Origin of the sequence: Citrobacter sp. 172116965 (genome assembly GCF_013458095.1) — a bacterium.
In the GTDB taxonomy this organism is placed as follows: Bacteria; Pseudomonadota; Gammaproteobacteria; order Enterobacterales; family Enterobacteriaceae; genus Citrobacter; species Citrobacter braakii.
The window spans coordinates 2125287-2148462 of sequence record NZ_CP046673.1 but is presented as its reverse complement, the minus strand read 5'-3'; the positions used below and the strand labels follow the sequence as shown (position 1 = coordinate 2148462).

Sequence of the window (23176 nt, the reverse complement as noted above, 5' to 3'; positions counted from 1 at the left end):
TGACTACGCTGAAAAATGGACGGCCTAACTGGTCGTACCACAACCAGCAAATAAACGGAGAGCACGATGATGAAAACCAGTGTGCGCATTGGCGCTTTTGAAATCGACGACGCCGAGTTACATGGCGAATCGCCAGGGGACCGAACGTTAACCATTCCGTGTAAATCCGATCCGGATTTATGCATGCAACTTGATGCCTGGGATGCCGACACCAGCGTCCCGGCCCTTCTTAACGGAGAACATTCAGTTCTATTTCGCGAGCACTACGATCGTAAGTCAGATGCCTGGATCATGCGCCTTGCCTGATTCAAAAAGAACCCGTCGCCAGACGGGTTATTTCTTGGTTAATTTCCCTCATCTATCAACATCTTCTACACTACAGCTATGGCTTTACCATTTGAGGATGGAATGTTCACGCTGGTTCTTTTTGTGTGCTACCTGGGTGGCGGTTGTGAAGATATCGTTGTTGATGTCTACAAAACTGAGCAGCAGTGCCTGATATCGATGGACGATCAGCGTATTCGTAACGGCGGATGTTTACCCGCGGATGACTACATCGACAGCTTCTGGCGTCCGGCCCAGGAATACAGCGATTTTTGATTATTGCAGTTGCACCAGCGTCAACTCGCCGCCAAACACCGCACCGGTATCAATATAGTGCAGATTCTCGTGATCCAGCCGCTGACGCAGAGGCGTATGGCCAAACCAAAAGTGATCCGCGCCACGAATGCCGTTGCCTTTATTCATCAGCCTTGTGCGATCCCACAGTACCCGCTGTAAATCGACCTCTTTTTGCCACTGATAATTATCATCAGGGTAATCTGCGTGAGCAATAACGTGTATGCCGTTCTGGCAACGCAGCTCCAGAATCCAGGGTAATTGCCGACACGTTTCAAGAGCGGTTGTCGCCGCTGGCTGCTCCGCCTGCGCAAACCACGAACCGCCATTCATAAACCACAGGAATTGCTCCCCGGTTGCCAGCGCGTCCAGCCCCATCTGTTCATGATTCCCTCTGACCGCGATAATCCAGCGTTTACGCAGTAGTTTCAGGCAACGCAGACTGTCTGGTCCGCGGTCGATAACATCCCCCACTGAAACCAGCAGGTCCTGCCACGGATCAAAATGACACAGGCGCAATTTCGCCATCAATAATGAGAAGCAACCGTGGATATCCCCGACCACCCAAACATGTCGCCAGCACGTCGCTTCCACTCTTTGATAAGCATTGTCAGGTAGTCCCATTTGATCTCCTGTACATAGTTCTCATGCAACTTTAATTTTAGCAAATACATCAGAAAGGCGGGGACGTTTCTATTTATATCCGAGACATAATTATTTATGGATATGTAATCGGGCATCCATTTTAATCCCATTCGCTGTAATAACGACAAGTGGTGTTGGCTTTAAATCGTAACAGTCAAGTATTCTTGAAAGTAAGTCATGAGGAACCTCCGATGAAGCCATAGCTTTCATGACAAAAGATTTATCATTAATGGTCCGTAGAAGCAGGCTATTAAAAACTTCTTGTTTATATGCATTGAATTCATAATAACGCCTGGCTTTACAAAAAGCCTTAACTAACGATTCCCCAATTTGTATTTCTTTTTCCGGATCATGGTCTTTCATAAATCCATCATACCAACCCGCAAGATCGTTAGGGAACACCTCAGCTAATACAAGCATCAATATTTCGATTCTATCTTTTTGCTCGCTATTTAATTTAGAATTATATTTTTCTTGCATAAGTATATCTTTCATAGATATCAAAAAGTTAGACTCATGATACTTTTCAATTTCAATAGCGATCTCTTTCTTTTCCACCAATATTATAGGATTAATACAATTGAAATTAAGTCGTGCATTTATCTTATTACATTCATCTAGAACTACCTTACTGCAAATTTCTATTGGTAGTTCAAAAAACTCTCTTCTATGGTTTACTCTATAAGGTTTTAAGCGAAGATGAATATTCTTTTCTGCTTCCCGATAATTTCCTACTTTACATGCCATAACAACATCGAATGGTAGTGGAACACCGGTCACTCCATTAAACAATTGCTTAGCCCGATGCTCAGGCATGTTCTTTGTAAACCCTATCTTAAAAAGATTATCCTGATATGCATCATTCTTTAAAATATAAACATAACCATCTGAGTCATTCATATATCCATTCCATCTTTAATAATTTTATCGCTATAACCCGTTCATAATAAATCATAATCCTTAGATTATTACCAATTAACTTTATCCGATATCCCCATGGCCATGAAAAAATTAATATACTGTCATTTTCAATAGTACAACATTTAAATCATATCCATCTGCCACGTTACGAGAACATTTGCATAAAGGGATGCAGATAGCACCGAGTCCAAGACCAAAGTGAAAAATGACAGAAAAGTACTTGGATATGGGGGCAAAAATGTTTAGATTGTTGTAGCAGGCATAAAATGCCGCACAAAGAATTTCGTGTGTTTTGGCACCGTGCATTCTAACCTTTTGGTTTATAAAGTACACAAAAAGAGACCGAATACGATTCCTGTTTACAATTCAAACCTCAATAACCCATATACTTCAGTAAGTTAACACCAAAAACCCACTAAAAAACACCTCCTGATACTTACTATTGCAATCATTCAAGATCAATCAGTTGCCATTGGTTTCGTGGCGCCGTCGGGAAATCTTCGGGATCAAAACTCCAGGACAGAAATTTCTACGGCACGCCGTTACGCATGCTATCTGTAATGTGAAAAATCAGGTGGCAGAGCTAATGCAACCAATATGACTGCACGCGCCCATTCCATCAAAGGTTGGTTTGGGAACAGCGGCGAAAAAGGATGTGGGTACCGGATCGGGACAAATCCCGGACATGAGCAAATGGACATCGCTGAAAGCGGATTACGGGTGGCGGTTGACTCCAGACGGATTTCTGGAGCAGTGGGGGCGCGGTAATTATGGAAACGGCGATGGGGATTTCGTCATCCCGTTCCCGAACCGTTGTGTGTTCGTTTTGATTAGCTCAGATCCGAATGACACGTCATATGCTGAGATTTCACAGGCATTCCCTGTCAGTAACTCAAAATTCAGAGTTGGCTGCGCAACCGCAGAGGGTAATAACGTCAATCCGGCGAATTTGACATGTAACTGGTATGCGAAGGGGTGGTGATAATGAATATTTACTTTTATAGCGCGTCAATGAATCAATTTTACCCGACAGTGTTACTCGACGCATACCGTGCAAATGGCGTTTTGCCTGATGATATTAAGCCCGTCGATGACGATATGGCTCTGGAGTTTTTAGGTGTACCACCGGAGGGAATGAAGCGTGTTGTGGGTAGCAATGGGCTACCCACGTGGGGAATGGCAAACTAAACGGACAGTTCAGGCCATTTGATATCGGGGGCGGTTGTCACATCAACCGCCTTCACATCGGTTTTATAAGCCAGCCATGCCGACAGTTTCGCTCTGTTGGTGTCGCTGATTTCACCCAGCATCAGTTCCGTTCGCCAGTCGAGCATTACCGCGTCAGCCTGGGTCAGTAGTTGCTGGCGTACCTGCTCGGCAATGGCGATCAATTCTTCATGGGTGGGCGGCGGGGTATCACCCCATGCAGGCAGGCCGTCACTACCTGCAACTCTCATTTTGCCTGGTTCAGGCGTGGCGGTGAACTCACGAAATACATCCTCAGAAACGGGTGCTAAATCATTGGGCAGAGTCCCTGCATTTTCATATGCAGAAAGCAAATCATCCGGATAAAACGAATTTGTAGATGGTGAATACTGGTACATTTTAGTGCCTCCTTACCAGCCAATAACGATATAGCGACAGCTAACCTGCCCAGCTCGCGAACTTAATGATGGAGCTGTTCCTCCTGATGCGAAGAAGCCGTTCCAGGTAAATTTATCTAATGGAGTTGTGCTGTTAAGCGTTACGTATGATTGCTGGTTTCCAGCAACCTGAAAGCCAATCGGGATTACCTGAAAAACCTTTTCCGGGAATGGAATAGGGTATGAGGTCTGAGATGTGGCTGATGGTGTGTTATTTCCCTGTCCCCATTGAATGATGAGTGTCTTCTTAACACCTCCAATGATAGCTGGGACTTTCAGGTAGCCATTGGTATCAAAAACGCCTGTCATTGTCCCTGCCAGAGCCAATTCTCCCAGACCAAGGTTTGCGAGACCGTTTTTTGACGTTAATACAGGAGTCCATTTTGCTGATGGCGGCTGGCTACCAATATTTGCATTTTGTAAGGACTGATAAGATTCACCGTTATGTGTACAGATCGAACCGATATGGTATTCCTGCCGTGCATGCCACTCTGGAACCCCCATTTGGTGCTGATACGCAATGAACTGACTCATTGCATACATTGCCGCATTGAAGTCCTCAAGCGAGGGGTGTTCGGAAGCGCCAACAATGCCCCATCCGCGAAGGAAAGATGCCGTGATCTGCGAGGTCAGGTCATCCGCCTGATTTGTTCCACCAAACACGGTTCTTTCCATTCCCTGTGCATCAGAGGCAAAAGCCCGAACATTTCCCTGATATCGTGCAATCTTAGACATGGATTTTCCTCGAAAAAAATCCGCCCTGGTAGGCGGTATTAAACTTGCTGGCGAATCCTCTGGTCGAAGGGTTTCGCGAGAAACCGAATGTCAGACCAGGAGTCACCTGATAAAAATAATCGTATCGAACGCCCGCAGGTTTCGGCAGCAGGCCAAGCTTCACAATCAGGCGTAACTCTTCAACTGATACCCGCGGCGAAACGTTCAAAGCAAGCGTCATGTCTTTTCTGTCGGTCACGTAAGCTTCGCCGTTGAAAGCCGTCTGTATAACATCCTGCAGGCTGACCCGATCGTCTGACGCTATCGTTGCACCTGCGGCGTTTCGCGCAATTTTGACCCGAAGGAACCTGCGATACTCATTGTCAGCCAGTTGATAGTCACCATATGCCGGGGAAAACTTGCTGTAGAAAGGTGCTCCGACATACGCGGCATTAGATTTACTGTCGAAGCCCGCGGTATTCAGATGTCCTTCAAACCCGAAAAATACACGTGCAATAACAGCCGGCACACTGCGGGGAAGGCCGACTATCCGGCCAATAACATCAAGCCGGTATCCGGTAACCCGGTCGAGATCAAAGTTATCTGGGTTACGAATAAAATCGGCGATGATTTGCCAGTGCCTGAGCATGGCCTGTATCTCTGACCTTGCATTTTTCTTTTCCCAATATTGCTTGATGAGCATTAGCGTGTAGCGGTTAATGATGTCGTCATTCACTGGACCACCTCGTTAACGTCTATATTTTCCACACTCAACGTGAACTTTCCCTGAAAGCCTGGCGATAACTCAGCATCGGTGTAATCTGCCCCATTACTGCTAATTTGCAGATTGGTCAGCACAAAATTTACCCGTCCTACCCCATACCCATTCTCATAAAATTCATTGGCATCCACAGACTCACCAATATGCATGGTGCGTGATGCAAGAGATTTTTTGAGAGTATCGATATCTATCGGTTCGCTTTGAATCTTCCGGCGGGCATTAATCCTGATATGAAGCGGCTTATAGATGGGCCGATCAAACTGAAGTTCATGGGCTATCAGAAATGAAGTGCCGTCAGGCCGAATCAGGGTCTCGGTAAAACGTCCGGTTATGCTGCCTTTCGTTCCCGTTCCACCGCCTTTCTGTTTAACCATCACCTCCACAATTTCTGAAATCGCTCCCCCCTCAACGACCAGCCATATTGAATTGGCCGGGATCCCCGTTGTCGGATTATCAATTTTTGTGTCGTTCTCTCCGATATTCAGATCAATTACACCTGTCAGTTGAGCAACTTTAGCGAAAGCCGCCCCAGTGCTACCTGTTGCCGGGTTCTCAAGCGACCGGTTCCGGCGTTGCCTGAATTCTTCAGGCGTTTCCTCATCCCGACCGACCACAACCGCAGAATCAGAGATAATGCTCACAATCCCTAGTTCTGGTGTGAGTTGAGTGAAGGTGTCGTTCACAAGCCCAGTAACTTTCCCAAAGTTTTGAGCAAAAAAGGTGGCTGTTGTGACGCCCGCCGGAACGGTCACGTCCTGTCGGATAGCCCAGACCTGATTTGCCTGGTCCCGTATCTTGTACCCGCTATAGAGAAGCACCGGCCTGTCTGTTGTGACTTTAAGGTCACGCTGAGACCGGGAGCCGGGGCGCATGAAAAGACCGTGAAGTTTGGCAATAATCTGCTGCATATCACCAGTATTAAAATCGGGGTCCATTTGGGAATAAAGCCATTGCAGCGCGGCTTCAATATCTGCCCGAGCCTGAGCTTCGATTGCCACGCGTTGACCGTCGGGAGATTCCTGGTCCAAATCGATATCCTGACCATAAATTCCCTTATATCCGTCGCTCAGTTCCTGAAATAACTCCCGGAGAGTGTTTGTCTCAAGGCCGTTGTCGCTAAACTGTAGTGCCATTCTTCAACTCTCCGTTGACCGGGAAGGTGATCGTCTGCTGGTCATAGACGGTCTCAATGCTGAGTTCGATTTTTTGTGACCGGGTGGCCTTATTGACCTCCATCGCCAGGGCGGTAATGCGCATAACCCCATCCGTCGCCAGCGTCACACGCTCTATCTCCCGCAGAATCTCCTGCTCGGTGTTTTTTTCTGATAACAGGTAAAGCCAGTCGATGTTGTCATCCATGTTGAGAGGATTATCGTTTTTGAACGAGCGGATCCGGCATTTGGCTTTTTGCGCAATAGCTGCGCCGCCGGTAATATAATTTGCACGCCCGCGTCCAAATCCCCAGTCGTCATCTTTATCCAGTGCTGAAACAATCACTGCGGGCCTCCTGTAGTGCCTCCACTGTCGCCTTTATGTTTATGCGTGCCGAAGTCAATCCCGCAGATAGTAGCCGCCGCAACCGTCAGCCTACCTGCGCAGTTGATATCCCCTGACACCGACAGGTTGCCTGTTATGGAGACGTTGCCCGTAAGATTCAGGTCTCCTTCATGGTCGGTATCTCCTTTCATCATCCGGTTGCGCTTCGGGATGGAAATTGCGGTTGCTTGCGGATTAACGCCACATAATGCAAAACCATCGGAGTAGTCATGCATACGCATTTCAAGTGGTGAAACAAAGTCACTACCGGCATACCAGGCGTCATAGCAGCGCTCAGAAATCAACACCAGGCAGTAATCACCGGCTTTAATCGGCTCGGCGATATAGCTCCCCCCACCCTGTAAAATCACGGGCGGGACTTCGATAAACTCTGGTAAAGGCTTACTTTCACCTTTCACAACCCGGTTGATAACCGGGACGCAACTGATCGTGTTGTCATTTACAACCGTTATTTTTGCGACAACAATGGTGTGAACATCGGCCAAGGCGAACTCAACGCCAAGGTCGATAGTGTCGTGAAGTTCTTCGATCATAAATTAAGCCCATAAAAAAACCTGCGATTAGGCAGGTTTAGTGTCTGTTGCGTCTGGAGTAGTTTTTCTAACTATGCTGCTTCAACGGCTTCCTGAACCTCAAAGAAACGCTGGCGGAAACGCATTGGGTCCTTAATAAACCGTATTGGTGCATGTGCTGAGCCAGTATCACTGATAACCAAGGATCCATAACCAAAGATACGACCAAAAATCCCTTGCTTAATCTGAAGGCTTGATACTTTTTTGATCGGAATTTCTACGGTGTCACGCTTAATAAGCCCGGCCTTGGCAATCAGTCTTTTGTTAGTAATACCAGCCTCGCTAGACCTTAATACCAGATACCCCAAGGGGATCAGCAACAACCCAAACCCAACAGTAAAGGGAGCCAGAATTAGTCCCCATATAATCCATGGGATCAGTGCCAAAAGTGTTACTTTCCCACGGTACAAAACTTCTTCATTGCCAATCAAATTAGAGTCGATATAAGACATTTCCCAAAATCTCCTTTGCAAAGGGAATGTGATGATAGCAAGTTAAATAAATGCTTCCAATTGTTTATAAGTATGAACAGCAATGAATACCTTTATCTAACAACGTGATAATTCCCTGCAGGCTGGCACACGACCTTCTGATGCCACGCAGTACCGTTGTTCTGCCCGCTGGTTTCAATCTGGTATATCTTATAAACCCCGTTCAGTGCGGGGTTCGTGACACTCTCAAGCGCACAAAGACCACCAATCCGAAGCATTGGGTTCAGCTTGGTATCGAATACAAGCTGTCCTTTTGATTGAGGGGCTAGCGTGCTTGAGTCGGTGTCTTTTTTGCCCGCCGGGTCGGAATCAGGCTCATTGGTTGGCGTTTTGGCTTTCTTCCCCCCGTCATCCTGTGCGCTGATCTTCGTTGCCTGAGGCGTGTTTAGCAGGCCACTACGCGCATTCACGACTGGAATGTTACCCGATGTAACCTCATTAGCCTTTAGGATGTGGACGCGCTCATCTTTGATGAAAAATGACTCGTCAGGCGCAAGGGTATCGGTAAGAATTTTACTGGAGCTACCTACCAGAACCCTCGGCCTGATAAGCGCCTGTTGCTTCGTCACAGAGCCTTTTTTCGTGTTTGGCATGTCCTGTAAAACGGAATCGACGACCTGATCCTTACCGCGCACCGTGCGCGATGTGAAGGAATTGATATAGTCGTGACCGCCGTCTTCGCATTCAAGGCTGACGATGTGGATCGCACCTTCACGTTTTACCGCCCCGCTTTTAACCGAACCCTGAAATACCTGGCGCAGCTTGCCTTCGTAACCCACCTCGAGGCGAACGGGGATATACTTCTCTTCATCTTCGGACTTGAGCAATTGCAGGCGTGTGGAGGGCTTTAAACCGTTGATGGACACACTCAACTTGCCGAGTGACTTCTTGTCCACGGTTTCCAGCGCCTTGAATGACACGGTGATCGGTGGCTCAATAATCACGCTCTGGTTGCCAATTCCCACTGTTAGCCGGTAGTCACGATAAAAAGTATCCATTACGGTACATCTCCCCCTCGTATCTCCGCCATTTCTTCTGGTGTGACCATGTGCATTTCGATGCGACCACTGGCGAAGTCATCAGCCCGATACGGGTCAATGCCGGAGCTGTCAGTACAAAGTAACGCGATATCGAAAGGCCAGTTCTTGTGCCGAAAATGAAGCGTTCCCAGCGACAGTTTCACGCCGTCGATGTAATCGCCGTTGTACTCGACGCGCATTTTCCACATTTCTACCGTGGGCAGATAACGAATAGTGACCACAGCCTCACCACGGTCAAAAATCAGAATATGCCGCTGGATAGGTTCGTCAGTGATGTTGGTTATCGGATCCATACGTTGATCTCATTAGAATAAAGATTTCGCCGCCCCTTTTAACGAGGTCATGACTGATTTTGACTGGCTGGTCCCGTTACTTTTTTTAGAATTATCAGCGGGCGTCTGCGCCCCCTTATTAGCAACGCCTGCCGTTTTTGATTTAGCAGCTGCCGAGGGGGATTTGAAATGCTGCTCAATCGGTGCGGTAGTCAGTTGCGTGAAGGTGATTTTTGTAAAACTGGCCTCAAACTTTGTTTCCAATGTCTGATTGTCGGTGCTGATGGTCAGGCCGCTTAATGCCATATTTTCATGAGTGCGATAATCCACCTCCACGGAAATAAGCTGCTTGCCGTAGTAGACCCCCTCAATGAAGTCGAGGAACTGCTCACGGATCCCCTTCGCTCCGCCAGTAGACGGGCTGCCCACCAGACCAAACAGGTCGGCGCCTTTATCAGCCAGGCGTTTTGCCTTTAAGATGGCCTGCTCTGCGCGATCGGCAATCTCATTCATTTTCTGCAACTGCTGCTGCGTCTTTGTGGGGATGTACTCCAGCACCTCACCATACTTCGAATAATCTGGCATCAGGCTAAAAGAAGAGTTTGGTTTCGCATCGACATAGATATCGGCAACAACACCGCTGATTTTTATCGTCAGCGGGCCATTGATAATGTCGTCTGACGCGTTACTGCCATCCTCCAGCACGTCTACAGGAACCTGAGACGGGTATTCAGTAGCATCGCTCACTCGGGCAAACATTGAGAACCCGCCGATCCCTACCTTTTTAACAGTATCTTTGCCAGAAGATTGCGCCTGCATGAGGCCGTCTAGAATTCCCATCAACGCCCCCCTCTGCCGCTCAACCGGTTGGCATCTTTCATGTTTTGTTGCAGGTTATCTGCCGCGGTATTCCCGGCCACAACCGGATCGGATGTGTTGATGTGAATCGTGTTCTGCTGGCTGACATTTGAATTGCTTGTCATACCTCCACCAGCGAGACCCACCGCCGCATTCATGCCGTAAGGAATACCACCAGGACTCATGCCGCCGTTACCGCCGCCAGTTACACCCTGCTGCTGTTCATCCTCACCGAACCCGAAGAATGACTTTGTCGCATTCCAGGCATTTGAAGCAGCGTTGCTGATCGTGTTTTTAATTGTCTCACCGAGGTTTGCGAACAATCCCATCACCCACTGCATAAATTCATCAAACGGCTTTCTGAGCAGAGCGACACTTTCAGTGAAAGATTTCACGACATCATCCCATGCCCCCTGAAAATCACCTGTGACCAGCTTACTCAGCGCGCTAAAGAGCAGTTTGATATTCTCAATACCCTGTTTGAATACCTCGATGATGTAATCGACCACCACCATGACCGCGTCTTTAATCGCCAGCAAACCGGGTACGATATCGATCCCCCAGGTGTCTTTGAAAAAATCAGCAATAACACTTTGGCCGCCCTGCATTGCCACGACCAGGTCATCTATGACAAGGATGATGGCTACTATGGCGGCGGTTATCAGAAGGACTGGAGAAAAGACAGTCGCTAGCACCGTTCGCAGCCCAATAGCAGCTATTTTCCACACAACAAATCCGGCAGCGATTATGGCGATAAGCGGCATCAGGCGCCGGATCATTCCCGCCACTGAAAAAATGATTTCACCTAAATGATGCAGTCCGTTCTTTATCAGGTCGGAGTTTGTGTGAAGCCACTCCCTCATGCCGTCAATGACATCCTTCAGCATGGGAAGAAAACCTAACGCCACCTGTGTGGATACAGAGTCGTAGCCCATCCGAAGATCTTTAAGGGATTTGTTAAACTCGGCTGCAGCATCGGCCTGCTCTGTGGTTACAACACCCCAGTCACGGGCCTGTTTGAGTGACTTATCCAGCTCCTCGCGGCTGAGTGACAGCATCTGCACCATTGATCGGTCTATGCCCATCTTGTCCAGGACAGAGAATTTCTCAGCCTGGCTCATGCCGCGCATTCTATCTGATAACTCGGTGAATGTTTGCGTGGCGTCTTTAACATTGCCTTTGGCATCCTTGAACTGAAGACCCAGCCGCTTGCTAATATCAGCCATTTCACCTTCGCCAGTTGAAACAAACTCGCCAATCCTCATGGTCATTTCGCCGATGGAATCGGTCACTGCCTCCATGCTGGAGCCGTTAAGCTCTGCCACGCGTCCAAGCTCTTGCAGCCCTTCCACAGAAAGCCCGGTCTCGCGGTGGAACTGGACAAGGGGATCGAGGCCGTCAATGATAGAAGTAAACCATGCAGCCATCGTCCCAGCAGATCCCTGAATCGCGGTCCCAAGCCCTGCAAGCAAACCAATAGACGCTTTCAGATTCGCATTGAAGGTTTCCTGCGGCGCCAGATTACCGATAAAACCGAATTTGGTAATAAGCTCGTTAACTATCGCCATTCCGCGCCTTCTCCATCTCGTAGTGTTGAATGTCTGCGCTGATATTCTCGAACTCAAGCATGTCAAACAGCTCTGGTGTGTCTAATTTAACAAGTTCGTGATAGGGGCCGTATCCGGCCTTTGACAGCGCCAGATACATGCTCATGTCGTCGCTTATGTTCGAGGATTTAACGTAAATTTCTGAACGTCTGGAGCTTCTGAACGTGAGTTCATATTGCTCCCGCCCATAAAAGGCAGGCTGATAACCTGAAGCGCTGTTGTGATTAGCATGACGTAATCACCAGGGTAGGATTCGAAGTGTTCCGGCTGCTTGGACAGTTGCACACCGTCAAACAGAACGTAATCGAACATCAGGCGTTCAATTTCCTCGAATCGCTCTGAGTCCAGAAACTCAAGAGACTGCCGCGATAACTCAGATGCAATGCCTGTGAAGAAGGCAAAAACCTTGCGGCGTTTTTTGTGCGTCATCGCTGCAAAGTCGTAGCGGTTGCCGTTAATCTCAGCAAAACCGTCATCGTAGACCGCCTTGATCATCTCGAGTGCTTTTTTCTGCTGTTCTTTAGACATATCTGGCCTTATACGTTACGCACGACATTGCGGTACTCAATGGTGTATTCCATAAGTGCGTTAACGTCCTGGTTGTTTTTGGTTTGCGTCGGTTGTGTGGTGATAGAACCGGCCTGAAGATCGTAGGTTTCCTTCAGTGCCGCGCCGTCGCGCACGAACGACTCTTTAACTGAGCCGTTAAGGACAACGGGGATCGCGGCGTTGCGCTGCTGGTTAAGCCAGATATCATCGTTAGAAAATTTCTGGACACGTATCACCATCACATGCACCCCGGCATCAACACGCCCGGAGATTGTGACGCCGTTATTCGCACTATTGGCGCGGCTTGTAAGAGGATTGGATGGCGTCAGCGTGACGTAGTCCCCCGCAGCGATATCCGTGATGATTCGCCCATTAAGAACGATGGTCGCGGTATCTGCACTGATAACAATCTGAGACATTTACCGCTCCTTATTTATTGAAATTGATGATGATATCGGCACTGTGAACAGCACCAGCATTCTTCACTGCAACCTGAACAACCGGGGATTTGCGTTCCTGCCTGTCTGCGGTTGACTGGTCTTTCAGATCACCGGCCAGCACGTAATACCCGTTTTGCTCGATATTTCGCAGAAACATTTCCCGATCCCCAAAGAAGTCAGGCAGCGTCCAGGCACCCGGATTGAACACACCAGCACGAACAAATCCGACTGTGGTCTTTTCAACACAGTCTTCGAGCTGGTCAACACCGTAGTAAGTTTGCGGGACTTTGGTTGGTGTGGTTTTCAGCAGATTGAAGCTATCCGTTTGCACTGCGTCAACGTAAGCCATCAGGTTGTAGACGTTATCCACAAAGTCATTTGCACCGCTGGTGAGTACACAGGGCACATCCTTAATCGTTGTGTAAATGTCCAGCCCCACACGCTTAGCTTTATCGATCTCTGTTTGCGAATAATCTTCTGCCGGGACATTCATGGTTTTGAGATGCAGGGTTATCGCCGTGCGTTCCCCGTTAAAATTAACGGTATGCGTACGGGCCATATAGCTGATACCAAATTTCCGGTTGCCTGCTTTGCTGTAGAGCATGCGGAAATTACTCTGACTGGCGAGTGTTACCGCCCATGCCGGGTTAGTCTGGTCAACTTCCAGAGCTGCCGAACCGGTAAATGTCTCATACACGATTACCGCGTTCGCTTTAGACCATGAAGCAATCAACGGCACCTGCGCATCGAGAATTTTGTCGATGAAGGCCGCGCCTTTTACGTTGACCTGCGCTTTGAGTTTGCTGAGAGATTCCAGTTGGGTTTCCGGTGAAACATCTGTTGATGCACTGCCATTAGTCTGTGATGCGCCAGAACCCTCAGCAATCGCCAGCAGATCACCAATAAAAGAACCACCAGCGATTGCTTTCGAATAACCAACCACAGAGTCAGCCCCTGTGGATTTGCTGGTGACCACTATACGGCTGCCATCAAAAACAACCGATGCGACCTCTGGCGTAATTTTCGCCTGGATTTGGGCGATGACATCTGCCAGTGTCGCCGCAGTCATGCCATTAATTGCGGTTACATCGTGCTTCGTTCCGTCAATCTCAATACTGAATGACCAGTCAGACTTCTCGCGTAACGCTGGCAGTACGGCTGCCTGAGAAATCTCACCACCACGCAGTACACCGCTGGTCGCTGGCAGCGTTTCCCCGGCAGCATTCCAGTAACCGACGATCAGCGTGCCGCCCGCGGATACCGGGTTAGGACTGGTCCCGAAAAACACATTCGCAAAAGCTGCGGTGACCGAAGAAGCCCCCCAGTCCTGTTCGACAGCGGGTGCGCTTTTGTATGAACGCCAGCGCTCTGCGGTGCTCAATACCCCCGTCTGGCTGGTAATAATTGCGCAAACGTTGATGTTATCGCGCGCCGCCGCACGCCCCTCTTCGAGAAGCGTCACATTAATGACGTTATTGATTGATGCCGACATTTATTTGTCCTCTATAAATTGAAACTGCGGCGTATCGATGCGCAGCGTCTGCTCGTCCCGCGCAGTGGCATACTGAACATTGAAACTCAGGTGAACACGGTTGCTGTGGGACTGTCCCAAGAGTTGCCCCACATCGATGATGTTTGAGACGGCCATGATGGTGAGTGAATGCGTGCGGCGCAGTTCGTTAGCGTGCTGGCTTTCACTCAGCATCAGGAAGCTTTCAGCGTTGTTGTATGCACCGTCCCCGTAAAACTCCAGGACAATCGAGTGGCTCACTGAGGCGCTATAAGTCATCACTTCCGTGTCACCATTAAAGCGCTGGCCTCTGGCCAGAATCGATTGCGGTAGCGATCCGTTGACCACGATATAACTGGTGGAAAAGTCGGACGCCTGCACATTCCGACGGTCGAACTTGATCAACTGCTCGTCGTAGTCCAGAAGGTCACGCACGAAGCGAGCGACCGCTTTCAAATGAGGTTGTGTCATGGCGTTGGCACCAGTAGCGGGAGCCGGGTTTCCTCGGCGATGACAGCGCAGAATCCGTAATCCATAAAATCGGCCGGGGACACGACTTTGTAGTCCTTGCCTCCCTTCTCGATAAACTGACCGGTTTCAATTTTCAGCCGAGCATGAATCAGCAGATACTCTTTCGACCAGTCCAGACTATCCAGCGTCAGATTCTCTTTGTTCGCACTTTGTACCACCGCCAGAATGTCCTGGCAGCTAACAGTCACGGACGGTTCAAAATCGATAGTGGTTTCAGTTCGGGTTTTGAGTTTTACAGGCTGCTCCCAGCCGATTAATGCGTCGCTCATATCAAGGTCTGATAAGTCGCTCACTTACGAACCTCCCACGTTATGGCACCACGCAGGGCGCCTGTATCAATTAACGGCGCAGACGATCCTTTAGCCTTTTTAGTTGCAGCAGTGATATCCGGCCACGTGCCATAGCCTGCTGTTTCAAAGGCCTTCACGCTGATATTTCGCGCCGTCGCGCCTATCAAATTTAAAGCGGTGTCAGCATTCATACGGCCGGAGCCTACGGCCTCACATGCTTTTTCGATTGCCCGGTTAATTTCCGACTTTTTGAGGGTGAAGGGAGCGCGAAGAAAGGATCGTTCAGGAATCGTTATCTTGTGAGCCGCTGTAAATCCGCTAACCGGTCCCATGAAGGTCTTGCGGGTGAAAGTAGCTTTTCCACCGGTTGCCATATACCCCGTCCCGCCAGGGTGATCAATTTCAGCACCGAACTCGTGAACCGCACCAATTTCAATAATCGATGTTCCGTCATCGTGAGTTTTATTACCCACCTTGCCTGCTGGCAAACCTACTGCAACGTAATGCGTTTTCATCGCCTGCAGGTTCTTCAGGTATTCGGTGGTAAGTTTTAGCGTTTCTTCCGGAGTCATAACAAACACTTCCTGTTAACTACCGTATCGCCAGCACATGCACACCTACCAGCTTACGAAGCCTCAGGTACTCCTGACCGAATGAGCTTGAGCCGTACCCATCATGGCTGGTCCCAAACCCGGCATCCGGCGCGGAAAATCCCAAAGAGACCCCGGCGACTGACCGACTTGTCATGCTCTGGACAGGCTTGCCATTACTACTGCCCGAAGGAGTGAGCGCGCCAGCCGCATACAGCAGATGCGCCGCTAAAGCATGAAGCCCTTGCTCGTAGAGCTTGTTCCACACCTTGCGGCTCATCTGGTTAGCTGCATCCTGTAGCGCCCCCTCTATGCGTGCAGGGGCAACACTGGCGAACTCGGGGTAACGAACGGTGAATTCCATGCTACCCCCTGTGATTACTCTGCCGGAGAGGATTTGTAATCCACGTACACCGCGGACTGCGGCTGTTTCCACATCGCGCCACCGAAGGCAGAACGATAGCCACACTCATATGTCAGCAGATCACGCTGTCGTGCTGCCAGCAGTTCCGGCATATGCACTTCCATTTCGACGTAATCGGCTTCGTAGGTGTAGATGGCCAGGCGGGTTTTACCCGCTTTGATACCTACCGCGTAATTGCTTGGAACTTTTACGAAGGAAATGTTGAAGGACTCATTACCAGAAGCCTTGCGCAGCGCCGCCATAATGCGATCCATTGCCGCAATCGGCAGCAGGTCAGTACCCACAACGATCGGGTTAGGGTCGAATTTCTGCATGGCAAGCATAAAGTCGCTGGCGTCCATTGCGATATTCGTCGGCTGAATGCGATAGTTGGATTTGCGCCAGGCCACGTTGTAAGCATCCAGAACCAGCTTCACGAACTCATCAGAGGTCATGTCAGTAATGGTCTTTCCTGACGAGTCAGTGACGAGTTGAACGCTCTTGCCTGTCAGCAAGCCTTCCTGCCCTTTTACACCCTGGTGGCCGACGTAGCCCGCATACTGAATTGTCGCGAGGGCGTTGGCATACAGATCATCCTGCTTTTTCGTCTGCAAGTTGATGTTGAGGCGAGCGATTTTCTCCAGTTCCTGCTGAGTCCAGGTTGCGCTTTTAGCCCACTGGCCAACAGGAGCCTTCAGCCATTCAATATCGCTATCAATAGTTTTCAGGCTGTTGGTTTTGTTACCAATGATGCCGTCTTTAACAGAGCCCATCACTTCAGATACACCGAAATCAACGTAATCAAGTGAGTAATCTAGACCTTCTTTAACCGGCAATGCTTCACCGATGTTAATTTCCGGCAACTCTTTTTCCTGCAACTGCATATCGCGCTCCGTTAGCGCCTCTTGCAGTACGTTTTCAAAATCTGCGGCTTCCATTGGCATTGGTTATACTCCTGCTGCCGTTTGCTGTACGTAACCCAGGGTGATCGCTACGCATTTATTACCTGCGCTTACATCCTCAACCCAGTAACCCAAATCAATGTTGCCGGCTGCTTCTGTTGTCACCTTCCCGGCATCGGCACCCGTCGCCACGATGTAGGCCGCCGCGCCACGAGTAAAATCAGCGTCATCGACTGTCAGCGCGCCAACACAATCGCCGTGGGAAAAATGCCCCACGTTGACCTGTTTGTTATGCGGTGCACCGTCACCGTAGATATCACGCACCACAATCCCATGAATGCGCAGGCCAGCGGCGAGAGGCATCACGCCGCCGTCCGGGTTGACAGCTACGAACGTGCCATAGGGCAACTTCGTTTCGGTCAGGTTCTCTTCTCCCCAGACTTTATCGTTAGAGCTGGAGGCGCGTTTGATTGAACCTGGTTTAATAGTGCCGTCGGCACCATCCCAATCAGTAAATCCGAAAGCCATAGTTATTTACCCCCAAGGCGTTGAGTTGCGGTTTTAGTGCTTTTGTTCGCGGAGTCGTTAAACAGATGAGCACCGATTTCACTGCGTGGCTTCGAGGTGGCCTGAATAGCTGCATAAGCTGCACGGACTTCACTGTCAGTCATTGCTTTGACCTCAGCATCGTTAAATGCTTTAGTGCTCACCAGTACGGCGGCGCGCACGTCACGCGCTGATTTGGCATCATTGAAGCTGACTTTAGGAAAGCGGGCTTTCGCGTCTGCCAGTGTGGTGCTGGTTTCATTGCCGGATTTCAGCTTCTCCAGTTCTTCTTCCAGCGTTTTAACTTTCGCTTTCAGATCGGCGTTTTCGGTTTCCAGCGCGGTGATTTTCGCGTCCTTGTCGTCACCAGCACCGGGATCTTCATCATTCGGCGCTGGTGTACTCGTCGCGCCTTCCAGTTGCTTTTTCAGGTCTGCGAGCTGCGCCAGCACTTCCTGTGCTTTAGCAGTGGCCTCTTCAGTCCCTTGCCCCTGTAGTTCTTCGAGCGCCTTTTCCAGCGCGGCAATCATGCCGACCAGCTCATCAGGAGTTAACGCGACACCGTCTGCATCCTTCAGTTTTTTGCCCTTCAGGAAACTCAGGGCGTCAGTTAATGTTTTGAACATTGGCTTACCTTTTTTATCGTTTAACTTACACTGAGGCCCGTAGCGCCCCGCTGCCACGCCCGCGACGTGATTGCCGCGAATGTTAATGTGGTAAAACTTCCCGCCTCTTTCCTCGAGTTCGGCAGGCTCATACCCAACGGACACTTCTCGGATCCCCGTCTCTTCCAGCGTCTCGATTCCCGCGGCATCCGTCAGAAAAACGTCACAAACCACTTCACCGCCCTCGATGCGAGTGTTGGCAATGTGTCCGGATGCTTTGTCTTTGTGGTCTGCTGCGGTGACCTCCCCGTCGTCGGGGTGGGTTATGGTGAACGGGAGCCCATTGAATGAAGCGAGTGTTTCTGGTTTTGAGAGTTCGTCGAGGGTTCGAACTACAGTGAATTTTTTGTTGGCGTTGCTGCCAGTTTTTCCCAGCTCATGACCGTAATACTCAATCGGCCCGGCACGGGTGATAGTCGCAGTGGTAATCACATACCCCTGCGCTGTTCGTTTCCACTTCATTGATTAGCCCCATAAGACGCGAGGGAGAGCCAGACATCGGCATTGGTAGTCTTCTCCGGGTTTGCCGATGAATGCCCCGATGGTTGAGCGTTTCTTCCAGGTTTTGCCGTCGTCGTCTGAGTAGACCGTCGAGTCGGAATATTTGCAGAGCATGTGATTCAGAACGAAGTGACTATCACGCTCGCGTTCGTCGCCAGTGCCGCCCCACTCATACAAGTCAAGGCCAAGCGCCACATTACGTGCTTCAGTCAGGTCTGCGTTAAGTTTCGAGGTCTGGTCACGTGCGATTAGCCTGGCGCGGTTGCGGGTGACGTTCCCGCGCTCCTTAATTATGTCAATCAGGTTTTCATGTCGGCCACCGTCTTTCATGTTCTCGAAGACCGCCGCGCCGATATCGTGGATAAAGTCGGTATGGATGGAGGTGATCAGGTCAACGTTGTCATTAACCGCCTTTTCCATTTCTGGCTTTATCGCGCCATCCCCGAGCATCCCGGTCAGATCAATACCAAAAGCCTGAGAGAAAGTGCGCTGCGTCTGCTCTTTGTTCTGCAGGTTTGCCCGCGTAACGAATCCGGCAGAGAGTCGGGCGGCAACCTCCTGAATTGAAATGCTCGCCAGACGCTGCATGACTGCCGCAAGGCGCGCCGTAATCGACAAAGGAGTGGTATCGGGTGCGTCGGTGAGCGTGGGCTTGTCCAGCTCATCCAGGAGCGTCTGAAGCATGCTATCGACAAACTCTATCAGCCTGTCTCGATACCAGACCTCTGCGCGCTTACTGGCGGTTGGTGGACGCATTCGCCGGCGACGCGGTTTCAAACGTCCCTGCTTACGCTCAAGAAGCAGTTTTAATTCCATAATCCCCTCAGAAGCCAGCATTCGCCCCGACGCTGACTATCGCCTTGATTTCAGCTTCGGTAACAGTCTTCAGCACGCCGCGGTTTACCATCTCCCTGATGGCAACCTCTTCCGTCAGAATTGACGACGTTACCAGCGTATTGAAGCCCGTCGCATACTGGCTAAACCGGTTAGCTTCGTCAGCCTCGTTAATGCTGTCGATTGTCGGATATTCGTAGGTAAGGCTTTCTGTGATGGCGAGTTTGTCCAGTGTGAACTGGTCGGCGAAATCCTGCATAGGGCGAAGCCTGGACTCCTGCAGGCCGTTAATCGTCTCGTAATAGGATTTGTTATCTTCCTCGCCGCTGCTGAACCCGCTGGCCGACTCACCAAACAGAACCGTTATCGGTCTGTCCAGCGCCCCGGCCAGTACAATCGCCATTTTGCTGATCACATCCGACAGCCCGGTAAATTGCGCGTTTTTTTGCTCATAGCGCCCCTGCGCCTGAGTATCACCAGCATCAATCAATAACATCCCGGTTGAAGATTTGGTGTCCTTCATCACCCTGGCGTACTCGCGCACCTGTCCTTCCTGACCCGCTGCGATCTGGTTATTCATGCCGGGGATAAACAGCACATCGACGTTTGCCTCCTGAATGGTGTCGCCGGTGCTCAGAATTGCAGTGTCGAACGTTTTGATGTGCTCGTAGGGCGCCTGTAGGTCTGACGTGCCAAACTTGGCGCGGTCCTTGATGCTGTGATTTCCAAGCTTCGTTCGGCAGCAGCGGGAGTGGTGAAACCTGAGTTGCTTTGTCCCGACATCAAGTTGATACGTCAGCGGTTCACCAAAACAGTCCGAACGTATGTCGGTGATGACATTACTGTCCGGCGTGTACTCCCCTTTACGGAACACCAGAAATTTAACGATATCTTCGCTCTGCAAATTGAGCGGCAGGGCTATCTGGTCATCGGCACAATCAGTGATAGCCACGATTAGCGAATCTCCCAGCAGGGAGGCCCATCCCAGCGCGCTGTGAAAGACTGCGTTCAATTTCAGTTCTTTTTCAGCATCAGCGATGCGCTTGGTTATGGAGCTATCGACATCGCCCGAAAATTTACGGGGCAACTTCAGCATGTCGTCGGCGGTTTTGTTGATGTACTTTTTAACCACCCACGATTTTTTATACATCGCGAGCAGCTCTTTATCAGGTACGTCAGGCTTACTGCTGCTATACCGCACTGCGCCAATCTTCTCGCCGAGCGAGGTCATTAAGCTAACCAGGCCATCATTCAGACGACCAACGATATTTTTTCTCGTCATTACATGATGTCCAGTGGGCTGAGTGTTTTTCTCTGATACAAATCGCGTAACCCCTGCGTCATTGCATCGACAACGTCATCGTTCGCGCCAACAGGGAACGTGGTAATTTCCTCAACCGTCTCGGTGATCCACGGAGCGATGTCTTTATGGGGAAGGAAAACGTTACCCGCTTCCCATACAGCGGTGATCGCATGCGCCCTCGCAACTTTACTGCCGTCCGGTTCGACAGGTACGAGACCTGCCACTGTGTTTTTCAGTGAATCAATAACTGCCGGGCCGTTGGCCTTATCCTCCACCAGCTTGCGCAAACCTTTGGGGAATTCGTCAGCCATGCGTTTAACGGCTTTAAGCGTTGCGGTGAAACTCATGCGGGCTCGTACCTGATGAAGCAGATAAGCATTGGCGCCCTTTTTACCCCATACCTGACCGACAACGTAGTCAGTACCTTCGCTGTCTTTAAACGTCATATCCCAGCTGTGGATGACGATGTCGAAGTTGGTCGGCAAGTCTTTCGGGAGGTAATACTTGATCCACTCATCTTTGAAGATTGAGCCGCCAGCCTGCTTCGGTGACTGCTGATACATCGCGGACCAGAAGTAATCCCCCAGGATAGCTTTTGTCTCTAACAGCTTGTCGATCGGGTGCAGGTCTGGCACCAGCGCTTCGCCCCGTTCGTTGATGGCGGGGAACGCCAGCACTTTAGCTTTCGGGGTTTTCTCCACCACTCGACCGGACAGGTCATCTGTCGCCCAGCGGGTCGCCATGATGATTTCGCCACTGTTTTTGGACAGACGCGTTTTGAACGTGGATACGTACCAGTTCCAGATCGATTTTTTGGTAGTCGGGGACAGCGCCTCTTTGGCGTTTTTTATCGGGTCATCAATGATACCGAGATCGATTTTCTTACCCGTTAACGGGCCGCCTACACCGGCACAAACATACGTCCCCTTATGGTTGGCTATGCCGAATTCGTCGGTGTTACGCTTTACGGCGACACCATCGTCGGGCTTATTACCCAGCCATGCGCCCGGGAATATGTTGCGGTATTCCTGCGTGGACATAATGCGCTGAACATCGGCGTTCATGTCTCCAGCCAGGTCAGCAGAGTACGACAGCGCGCCCACACGCATTTCCGGGTACTTTCCGAAGAAATACGCTGGCAGGTAACGCGAAACGATATCCGATTTACCATGCTGCGGCGGCGCACCGAGAATCAGTATCGGGCGCACTCCATTCATCATATCCAGCAGGAACTGATCCAGAGCTTCGCAAACCGTTTGCGAGAACTTGCTGGTTATATATTCGGGGTTGATGTACTGAATAAAGTCGTGAAGGCTGGCCCTGGCGTTGCGCCGCTTGAGTAACTCTGCCGCTGCTTCCTGCTTACTTACCAGCGATAATTGCGGCGAGCTGCTCATCAGTCAGATCCTCCGCGCTTACTGTGTGATTATGCTGTATGGGCTCACCATTCGGCCCGCTCAGTTCGGTTTTTGTTTTCAGCATGCCGAGGTGTTGGGCCACCATCTTCATTGCTTCATCCTGATTACGGGTGATGACCTCAAGGCCAGATTTGCCCTCTTTAATCCCAGCGAATAATCGCCGCTCCGCACCAGTTAAATCACGCGTGTCGTGAAATACAGAGCGACCGATGCCGACGCCATTGCAGCGCGGGCAATCCGGGTTCGGGTCTACGGTGCCGTCGTAACCATAGCCGCCAGTGTCCTGCGGTAGCTTGGCTCCTTCCTTCCCGGCAACCTTTTCCTCGGCTTCCTTGAATTCGACGGCGTCGCGCCATTGGTAGTTATGACCGAGCCCCCAGCAGTAACGGCAACAGCCGCGGTGGTGTTCAGTCAGCTGCGTGGCGTCTGCCGTCGCAATGTCCCACCACCATTTCAACACTTCGTCCTGCGTTACCTTCACTCTTCGCGAACGTTCATCCAGCGCGTCGCGGATTGCCTGGCTGACCTTAGCATTTCTTAGCAATCGAGAGGCGTTAACGTAAGCCGTATTGCCTTCGCCTTTGTAGCCAGCCCGTGTGTATGCAGCGGTCCTGTTCAGATCGAGAAGATACTCTTCGACAAACCTGATCTGCATATCGTTAAGGCCGTAATTGCGCAGGTTGAAGGGTTGCGCACTTTCCTGTATATCGGTCTGCGCATCAGTTGAGGATTGCTCATACTGCGCAGTGGTAGGGGCTTGTTCAGTCTGCGCATTGCGCACTTTCTTCTGCGCAATTTTTTGCGCAGTTGGCTTTTTGATATAGCGCCGCGCAGATGTGTAATTCAGTCCCTGCGCTTCACACCAGTCTTTGGGGGAAATACCGGATTTAGCATGCTCGGCGAGGAACTGGTGTTGCAGTGCTCCCCAGTCCGGTTTTGCCATATCTGATCACCTGCCTGTTTGTCATTATCGCA

General features: G+C 50.3%; 31 protein-coding genes. 3 read left to right on the top strand and 28 right to left on the bottom strand.

Going from position 1 to position 23176, the window contains the following annotated elements; all coding sequences use genetic code 11:
* Window positions 1-69 precede the first annotated feature (69 nt).
* Both GPJ68_RS10290 and GPJ68_RS10285 read left to right on the top strand, forming a co-directional pair.
* Window positions 70-306 (top strand): YebV family protein, encoded by a 237-nt coding sequence (locus tag GPJ68_RS10290; protein WP_029139506.1) that lies wholly within the window; start codon window positions 70-72, stop codon window positions 304-306.
* Window positions 307-408: 102 nt separating this feature from the next.
* The gene (locus GPJ68_RS10285) at window positions 409-600 is read left to right on the top strand and encodes a YebW family protein (RefSeq protein ID WP_016152779.1); all 192 of its coding nucleotides are present in this window, start codon (window positions 409-411) and stop codon (window positions 598-600) included.
* On the opposite strand, the gene pphA is transcribed toward GPJ68_RS10285, so the two are convergent.
* Together pphA and GPJ68_RS10275 are read right to left on the bottom strand one after the other, a co-directional pair.
* Window positions 601-1242 (bottom strand): protein-serine/threonine phosphatase, encoded by a 642-nt coding sequence (gene pphA, locus GPJ68_RS10280; RefSeq protein ID WP_104652109.1) that lies wholly within the window; start codon window positions 1240-1242, stop codon window positions 601-603.
* Window positions 1243-1332: 90 nt separating this feature from the next.
* Window positions 1333-2163 (bottom strand): GIY-YIG nuclease family protein, encoded by an 831-nt coding sequence (locus tag GPJ68_RS10275; RefSeq protein WP_180837331.1) that lies wholly within the window; start codon window positions 2161-2163, stop codon window positions 1333-1335.
* Between the two features lie 1032 nt (window positions 2164-3195).
* Between GPJ68_RS10275 and GPJ68_RS10270 the strand changes: the two genes are divergently transcribed.
* Window positions 3196-3372, top strand: a complete 177-nt coding sequence (locus tag GPJ68_RS10270; protein ID WP_180837329.1) for a hypothetical protein — start codon at window positions 3196-3198, stop codon at window positions 3370-3372.
* On the opposite strand, the gene GPJ68_RS10265 is transcribed toward GPJ68_RS10270, so the two are convergent.
* The 26 genes from GPJ68_RS10265 to GPJ68_RS10140 form a co-directional block, all read right to left on the bottom strand.
* A complete protein-coding gene (locus GPJ68_RS10265; RefSeq protein ID WP_180837326.1) occupies window positions 3369-3788 on the bottom strand; it encodes a tail fiber assembly protein in 420 nt (139 codons plus the stop codon). The two genes, GPJ68_RS10270 and GPJ68_RS10265, sit on opposite strands and share 4 nt — an antisense overlap.
* Window positions 3789-3800: 12 nt before the next feature.
* A complete protein-coding gene (locus GPJ68_RS10260) occupies window positions 3801-4562 on the bottom strand; it encodes a carbohydrate-binding protein (RefSeq protein WP_180837324.1) in 762 nt (253 codons plus the stop codon).
* Complete coding sequence (locus tag GPJ68_RS10255) at window positions 4555-5277, bottom strand: DUF2612 domain-containing protein (RefSeq protein WP_180837322.1); 723 nt, start codon at window positions 5275-5277, stop codon at window positions 4555-4557. Before GPJ68_RS10255 ends, GPJ68_RS10260 begins: the two co-directional genes overlap by 8 nt.
* A complete protein-coding gene (locus GPJ68_RS10250; RefSeq protein WP_180837321.1) occupies window positions 5274-6455 on the bottom strand; it encodes a baseplate J/gp47 family protein in 1182 nt (393 codons plus the stop codon). Before GPJ68_RS10250 ends, GPJ68_RS10255 begins: the two co-directional genes overlap by 4 nt.
* Window positions 6439-6819 (bottom strand): hypothetical protein, encoded by a 381-nt coding sequence (locus GPJ68_RS10245; RefSeq protein ID WP_180837320.1) that lies wholly within the window; start codon window positions 6817-6819, stop codon window positions 6439-6441. The genes GPJ68_RS10250 and GPJ68_RS10245 overlap by 17 nt, the downstream gene beginning before the upstream one ends.
* Window positions 6816-7412, bottom strand: coding sequence for a Gp138 family membrane-puncturing spike protein (locus tag GPJ68_RS10240; RefSeq protein ID WP_180837319.1), 597 nt, complete (start codon window positions 7410-7412; stop codon window positions 6816-6818). Before GPJ68_RS10240 ends, GPJ68_RS10245 begins: the two co-directional genes overlap by 4 nt.
* A gap of 71 nt (window positions 7413-7483) precedes the next feature.
* Complete coding sequence (locus GPJ68_RS10235) at window positions 7484-7903, bottom strand: PH domain-containing protein (protein ID WP_115643602.1); 420 nt, start codon at window positions 7901-7903, stop codon at window positions 7484-7486.
* 92 nt (window positions 7904-7995) lie between these two features.
* Window positions 7996-8940: a hypothetical protein gene (locus tag GPJ68_RS10230; RefSeq protein ID WP_180837318.1), complete on the bottom strand. Its 945-nt coding sequence runs from the start codon at window positions 8938-8940 to the stop codon at window positions 7996-7998.
* The gene (locus GPJ68_RS10225; protein WP_180837317.1) at window positions 8940-9275 is read right to left on the bottom strand and encodes a hypothetical protein; all 336 of its coding nucleotides are present in this window, start codon (window positions 9273-9275) and stop codon (window positions 8940-8942) included. Before GPJ68_RS10225 ends, GPJ68_RS10230 begins: the two co-directional genes overlap by 1 nt.
* A 12-nt stretch (window positions 9276-9287) precedes the next feature.
* Entirely contained in the window at window positions 9288-10094 is an 807-nt protein-coding gene (locus tag GPJ68_RS10220; protein ID WP_180837316.1) for a phage baseplate protein, read from the bottom strand.
* Complete coding sequence (locus GPJ68_RS10215) at window positions 10094-11680, bottom strand: phage tail tape measure protein (protein WP_180837314.1); 1587 nt, start codon at window positions 11678-11680, stop codon at window positions 10094-10096. The genes GPJ68_RS10220 and GPJ68_RS10215 overlap by 1 nt, the downstream gene beginning before the upstream one ends.
* On the bottom strand, window positions 11667-11825 hold the full coding sequence (locus tag GPJ68_RS10210) for a hypothetical protein (protein WP_019076900.1): 159 nt from the start codon (window positions 11823-11825) through the stop codon (window positions 11667-11669). Before GPJ68_RS10210 ends, GPJ68_RS10215 begins: the two co-directional genes overlap by 14 nt.
* Before the next feature lie 8 nt (window positions 11826-11833).
* A complete protein-coding gene (locus tag GPJ68_RS10205; RefSeq protein WP_000032481.1) occupies window positions 11834-12247 on the bottom strand; it encodes a hypothetical protein in 414 nt (137 codons plus the stop codon).
* 8 nt (window positions 12248-12255) lie between these two features.
* The gene (locus GPJ68_RS10200; protein ID WP_016156265.1) at window positions 12256-12687 is read right to left on the bottom strand and encodes a hypothetical protein; all 432 of its coding nucleotides are present in this window, start codon (window positions 12685-12687) and stop codon (window positions 12256-12258) included.
* A 10-nt stretch (window positions 12688-12697) separates the two neighbouring features.
* Window positions 12698-14200, bottom strand: coding sequence for a DUF3383 family protein (locus GPJ68_RS10195; RefSeq protein WP_180837312.1), 1503 nt, complete (start codon window positions 14198-14200; stop codon window positions 12698-12700).
* Window positions 14201-14689 carry a hypothetical protein gene (locus GPJ68_RS10190; protein WP_180837310.1) on the bottom strand — a complete coding sequence of 163 codons (489 nt, stop codon included), beginning with the start codon at window positions 14687-14689 and terminating at the stop codon, window positions 14201-14203.
* Window positions 14686-15042 carry a hypothetical protein gene (locus tag GPJ68_RS10185; protein WP_090050853.1) on the bottom strand — a complete coding sequence of 119 codons (357 nt, stop codon included), beginning with the start codon at window positions 15040-15042 and terminating at the stop codon, window positions 14686-14688. The genes GPJ68_RS10190 and GPJ68_RS10185 overlap by 4 nt, the downstream gene beginning before the upstream one ends.
* Window positions 15039-15611, bottom strand: coding sequence for a hypothetical protein (locus GPJ68_RS10180; RefSeq protein ID WP_180837308.1), 573 nt, complete (start codon window positions 15609-15611; stop codon window positions 15039-15041). The genes GPJ68_RS10185 and GPJ68_RS10180 overlap by 4 nt, the downstream gene beginning before the upstream one ends.
* A gap of 19 nt (window positions 15612-15630) precedes the next feature.
* Complete coding sequence (locus GPJ68_RS10175; RefSeq protein ID WP_171859102.1) at window positions 15631-15993, bottom strand: DUF4054 domain-containing protein; 363 nt, start codon at window positions 15991-15993, stop codon at window positions 15631-15633.
* A 14-nt stretch (window positions 15994-16007) separates the two neighbouring features.
* Window positions 16008-16976 (bottom strand): major capsid family protein, encoded by a 969-nt coding sequence (locus tag GPJ68_RS10170; RefSeq protein WP_180837306.1) that lies wholly within the window; start codon window positions 16974-16976, stop codon window positions 16008-16010.
* Window positions 16977-16979: 3 nt separating this feature from the next.
* On the bottom strand, window positions 16980-17462 hold the full coding sequence (locus GPJ68_RS10165; protein WP_180837304.1) for a hypothetical protein: 483 nt from the start codon (window positions 17460-17462) through the stop codon (window positions 16980-16982).
* A 2-nt stretch (window positions 17463-17464) separates the two neighbouring features.
* Window positions 17465-18607 (bottom strand): DUF2213 domain-containing protein, encoded by a 1143-nt coding sequence (locus tag GPJ68_RS10160; protein WP_180837302.1) that lies wholly within the window; start codon window positions 18605-18607, stop codon window positions 17465-17467.
* A gap of 3 nt (window positions 18608-18610) precedes the next feature.
* Window positions 18611-19462 carry a phage minor head protein gene (locus GPJ68_RS10155; RefSeq protein ID WP_180837300.1) on the bottom strand — a complete coding sequence of 284 codons (852 nt, stop codon included), beginning with the start codon at window positions 19460-19462 and terminating at the stop codon, window positions 18611-18613.
* Between the two features lie 7 nt (window positions 19463-19469).
* Window positions 19470-20762, bottom strand: a complete 1293-nt coding sequence (locus GPJ68_RS10150) for a DUF1073 domain-containing protein (protein ID WP_137398765.1) — start codon at window positions 20760-20762, stop codon at window positions 19470-19472.
* A complete protein-coding gene (gene terL, locus GPJ68_RS10145; RefSeq protein WP_180837298.1) occupies window positions 20762-22180 on the bottom strand; it encodes a phage terminase large subunit in 1419 nt (472 codons plus the stop codon). Before terL ends, GPJ68_RS10150 begins: the two co-directional genes overlap by 1 nt.
* Window positions 22146-23144: a terminase small subunit gene (locus GPJ68_RS10140; protein WP_180837296.1), complete on the bottom strand. Its 999-nt coding sequence runs from the start codon at window positions 23142-23144 to the stop codon at window positions 22146-22148. The genes terL and GPJ68_RS10140 overlap by 35 nt, the downstream gene beginning before the upstream one ends.
* Window positions 23145-23176: the final 32 nt, after the last annotated feature.

Excerpts from the sequence above, each read along its gene's own strand:
- GPJ68_RS10290 (WP_029139506.1), top strand. The coding sequence starts at position 70 with ATGAAAACCAGTGTGCGCATTGGCGCTTTTGAAATCGACGACGCCGAG.
- GPJ68_RS10285 (WP_016152779.1), top strand. The coding sequence starts at position 409 with ATGTTCACGCTGGTTCTTTTTGTGTGCTACCTGGGTGGCGGTTGTGAA.
- pphA (WP_104652109.1), bottom strand. The coding sequence starts at position 1,242 with ATGGGACTACCTGACAATGCTTATCAAAGAGTGGAAGCGACGTGCTGG.
- GPJ68_RS10275 (WP_180837331.1), bottom strand. The coding sequence starts at position 2,163 with ATGAATGACTCAGATGGTTATGTTTATATTTTAAAGAATGATGCATAT.
- GPJ68_RS10270 (WP_180837329.1), top strand. The coding sequence starts at position 3,196 with ATGAATCAATTTTACCCGACAGTGTTACTCGACGCATACCGTGCAAAT.
- GPJ68_RS10265 (WP_180837326.1), bottom strand. The coding sequence starts at position 3,788 with ATGTACCAGTATTCACCATCTACAAATTCGTTTTATCCGGATGATTTG.
- GPJ68_RS10260 (WP_180837324.1), bottom strand. The coding sequence starts at position 4,562 with ATGTCTAAGATTGCACGATATCAGGGAAATGTTCGGGCTTTTGCCTCT.
- GPJ68_RS10250 (WP_180837321.1), bottom strand. The coding sequence starts at position 6,455 with ATGGCACTACAGTTTAGCGACAACGGCCTTGAGACAAACACTCTCCGG.
- GPJ68_RS10240 (WP_180837319.1), bottom strand. The coding sequence starts at position 7,412 with ATGATCGAAGAACTTCACGACACTATCGACCTTGGCGTTGAGTTCGCC.
- GPJ68_RS10235 (WP_115643602.1), bottom strand. The coding sequence starts at position 7,903 with ATGTCTTATATCGACTCTAATTTGATTGGCAATGAAGAAGTTTTGTAC.
- GPJ68_RS10230 (WP_180837318.1), bottom strand. The coding sequence starts at position 8,940 with ATGGATACTTTTTATCGTGACTACCGGCTAACAGTGGGAATTGGCAAC.
- GPJ68_RS10225 (WP_180837317.1), bottom strand. The coding sequence starts at position 9,275 with ATGGATCCGATAACCAACATCACTGACGAACCTATCCAGCGGCATATT.
- GPJ68_RS10220 (WP_180837316.1), bottom strand. The coding sequence starts at position 10,094 with ATGGGAATTCTAGACGGCCTCATGCAGGCGCAATCTTCTGGCAAAGAT.
- GPJ68_RS10215 (WP_180837314.1), bottom strand. The coding sequence starts at position 11,680 with ATGGCGATAGTTAACGAGCTTATTACCAAATTCGGTTTTATCGGTAAT.
- GPJ68_RS10210 (WP_019076900.1), bottom strand. The coding sequence starts at position 11,825 with ATGAGCATGTATCTGGCGCTGTCAAAGGCCGGATACGGCCCCTATCAC.
- GPJ68_RS10205 (WP_000032481.1), bottom strand. The coding sequence starts at position 12,247 with ATGTCTAAAGAACAGCAGAAAAAAGCACTCGAGATGATCAAGGCGGTC.
- GPJ68_RS10200 (WP_016156265.1), bottom strand. The coding sequence starts at position 12,687 with ATGTCTCAGATTGTTATCAGTGCAGATACCGCGACCATCGTTCTTAAT.
- GPJ68_RS10195 (WP_180837312.1), bottom strand. The coding sequence starts at position 14,200 with ATGTCGGCATCAATCAATAACGTCATTAATGTGACGCTTCTCGAAGAG.
- GPJ68_RS10190 (WP_180837310.1), bottom strand. The coding sequence starts at position 14,689 with ATGACACAACCTCATTTGAAAGCGGTCGCTCGCTTCGTGCGTGACCTT.
- GPJ68_RS10180 (WP_180837308.1), bottom strand. The coding sequence starts at position 15,611 with ATGACTCCGGAAGAAACGCTAAAACTTACCACCGAATACCTGAAGAAC.
- GPJ68_RS10175 (WP_171859102.1), bottom strand. The coding sequence starts at position 15,993 with ATGGAATTCACCGTTCGTTACCCCGAGTTCGCCAGTGTTGCCCCTGCA.
- GPJ68_RS10170 (WP_180837306.1), bottom strand. The coding sequence starts at position 16,976 with ATGCCAATGGAAGCCGCAGATTTTGAAAACGTACTGCAAGAGGCGCTA.
- GPJ68_RS10165 (WP_180837304.1), bottom strand. The coding sequence starts at position 17,462 with ATGGCTTTCGGATTTACTGATTGGGATGGTGCCGACGGCACTATTAAA.
- GPJ68_RS10160 (WP_180837302.1), bottom strand. The coding sequence starts at position 18,607 with ATGAAGTGGAAACGAACAGCGCAGGGGTATGTGATTACCACTGCGACT.
- GPJ68_RS10155 (WP_180837300.1), bottom strand. The coding sequence starts at position 19,462 with ATGGAATTAAAACTGCTTCTTGAGCGTAAGCAGGGACGTTTGAAACCG.
- GPJ68_RS10150 (WP_137398765.1), bottom strand. The coding sequence starts at position 20,762 with ATGACGAGAAAAAATATCGTTGGTCGTCTGAATGATGGCCTGGTTAGC.
- terL (WP_180837298.1), bottom strand. The coding sequence starts at position 22,180 with ATGAGCAGCTCGCCGCAATTATCGCTGGTAAGTAAGCAGGAAGCAGCG.
- GPJ68_RS10140 (WP_180837296.1), bottom strand. The coding sequence starts at position 23,144 with ATGGCAAAACCGGACTGGGGAGCACTGCAACACCAGTTCCTCGCCGAG.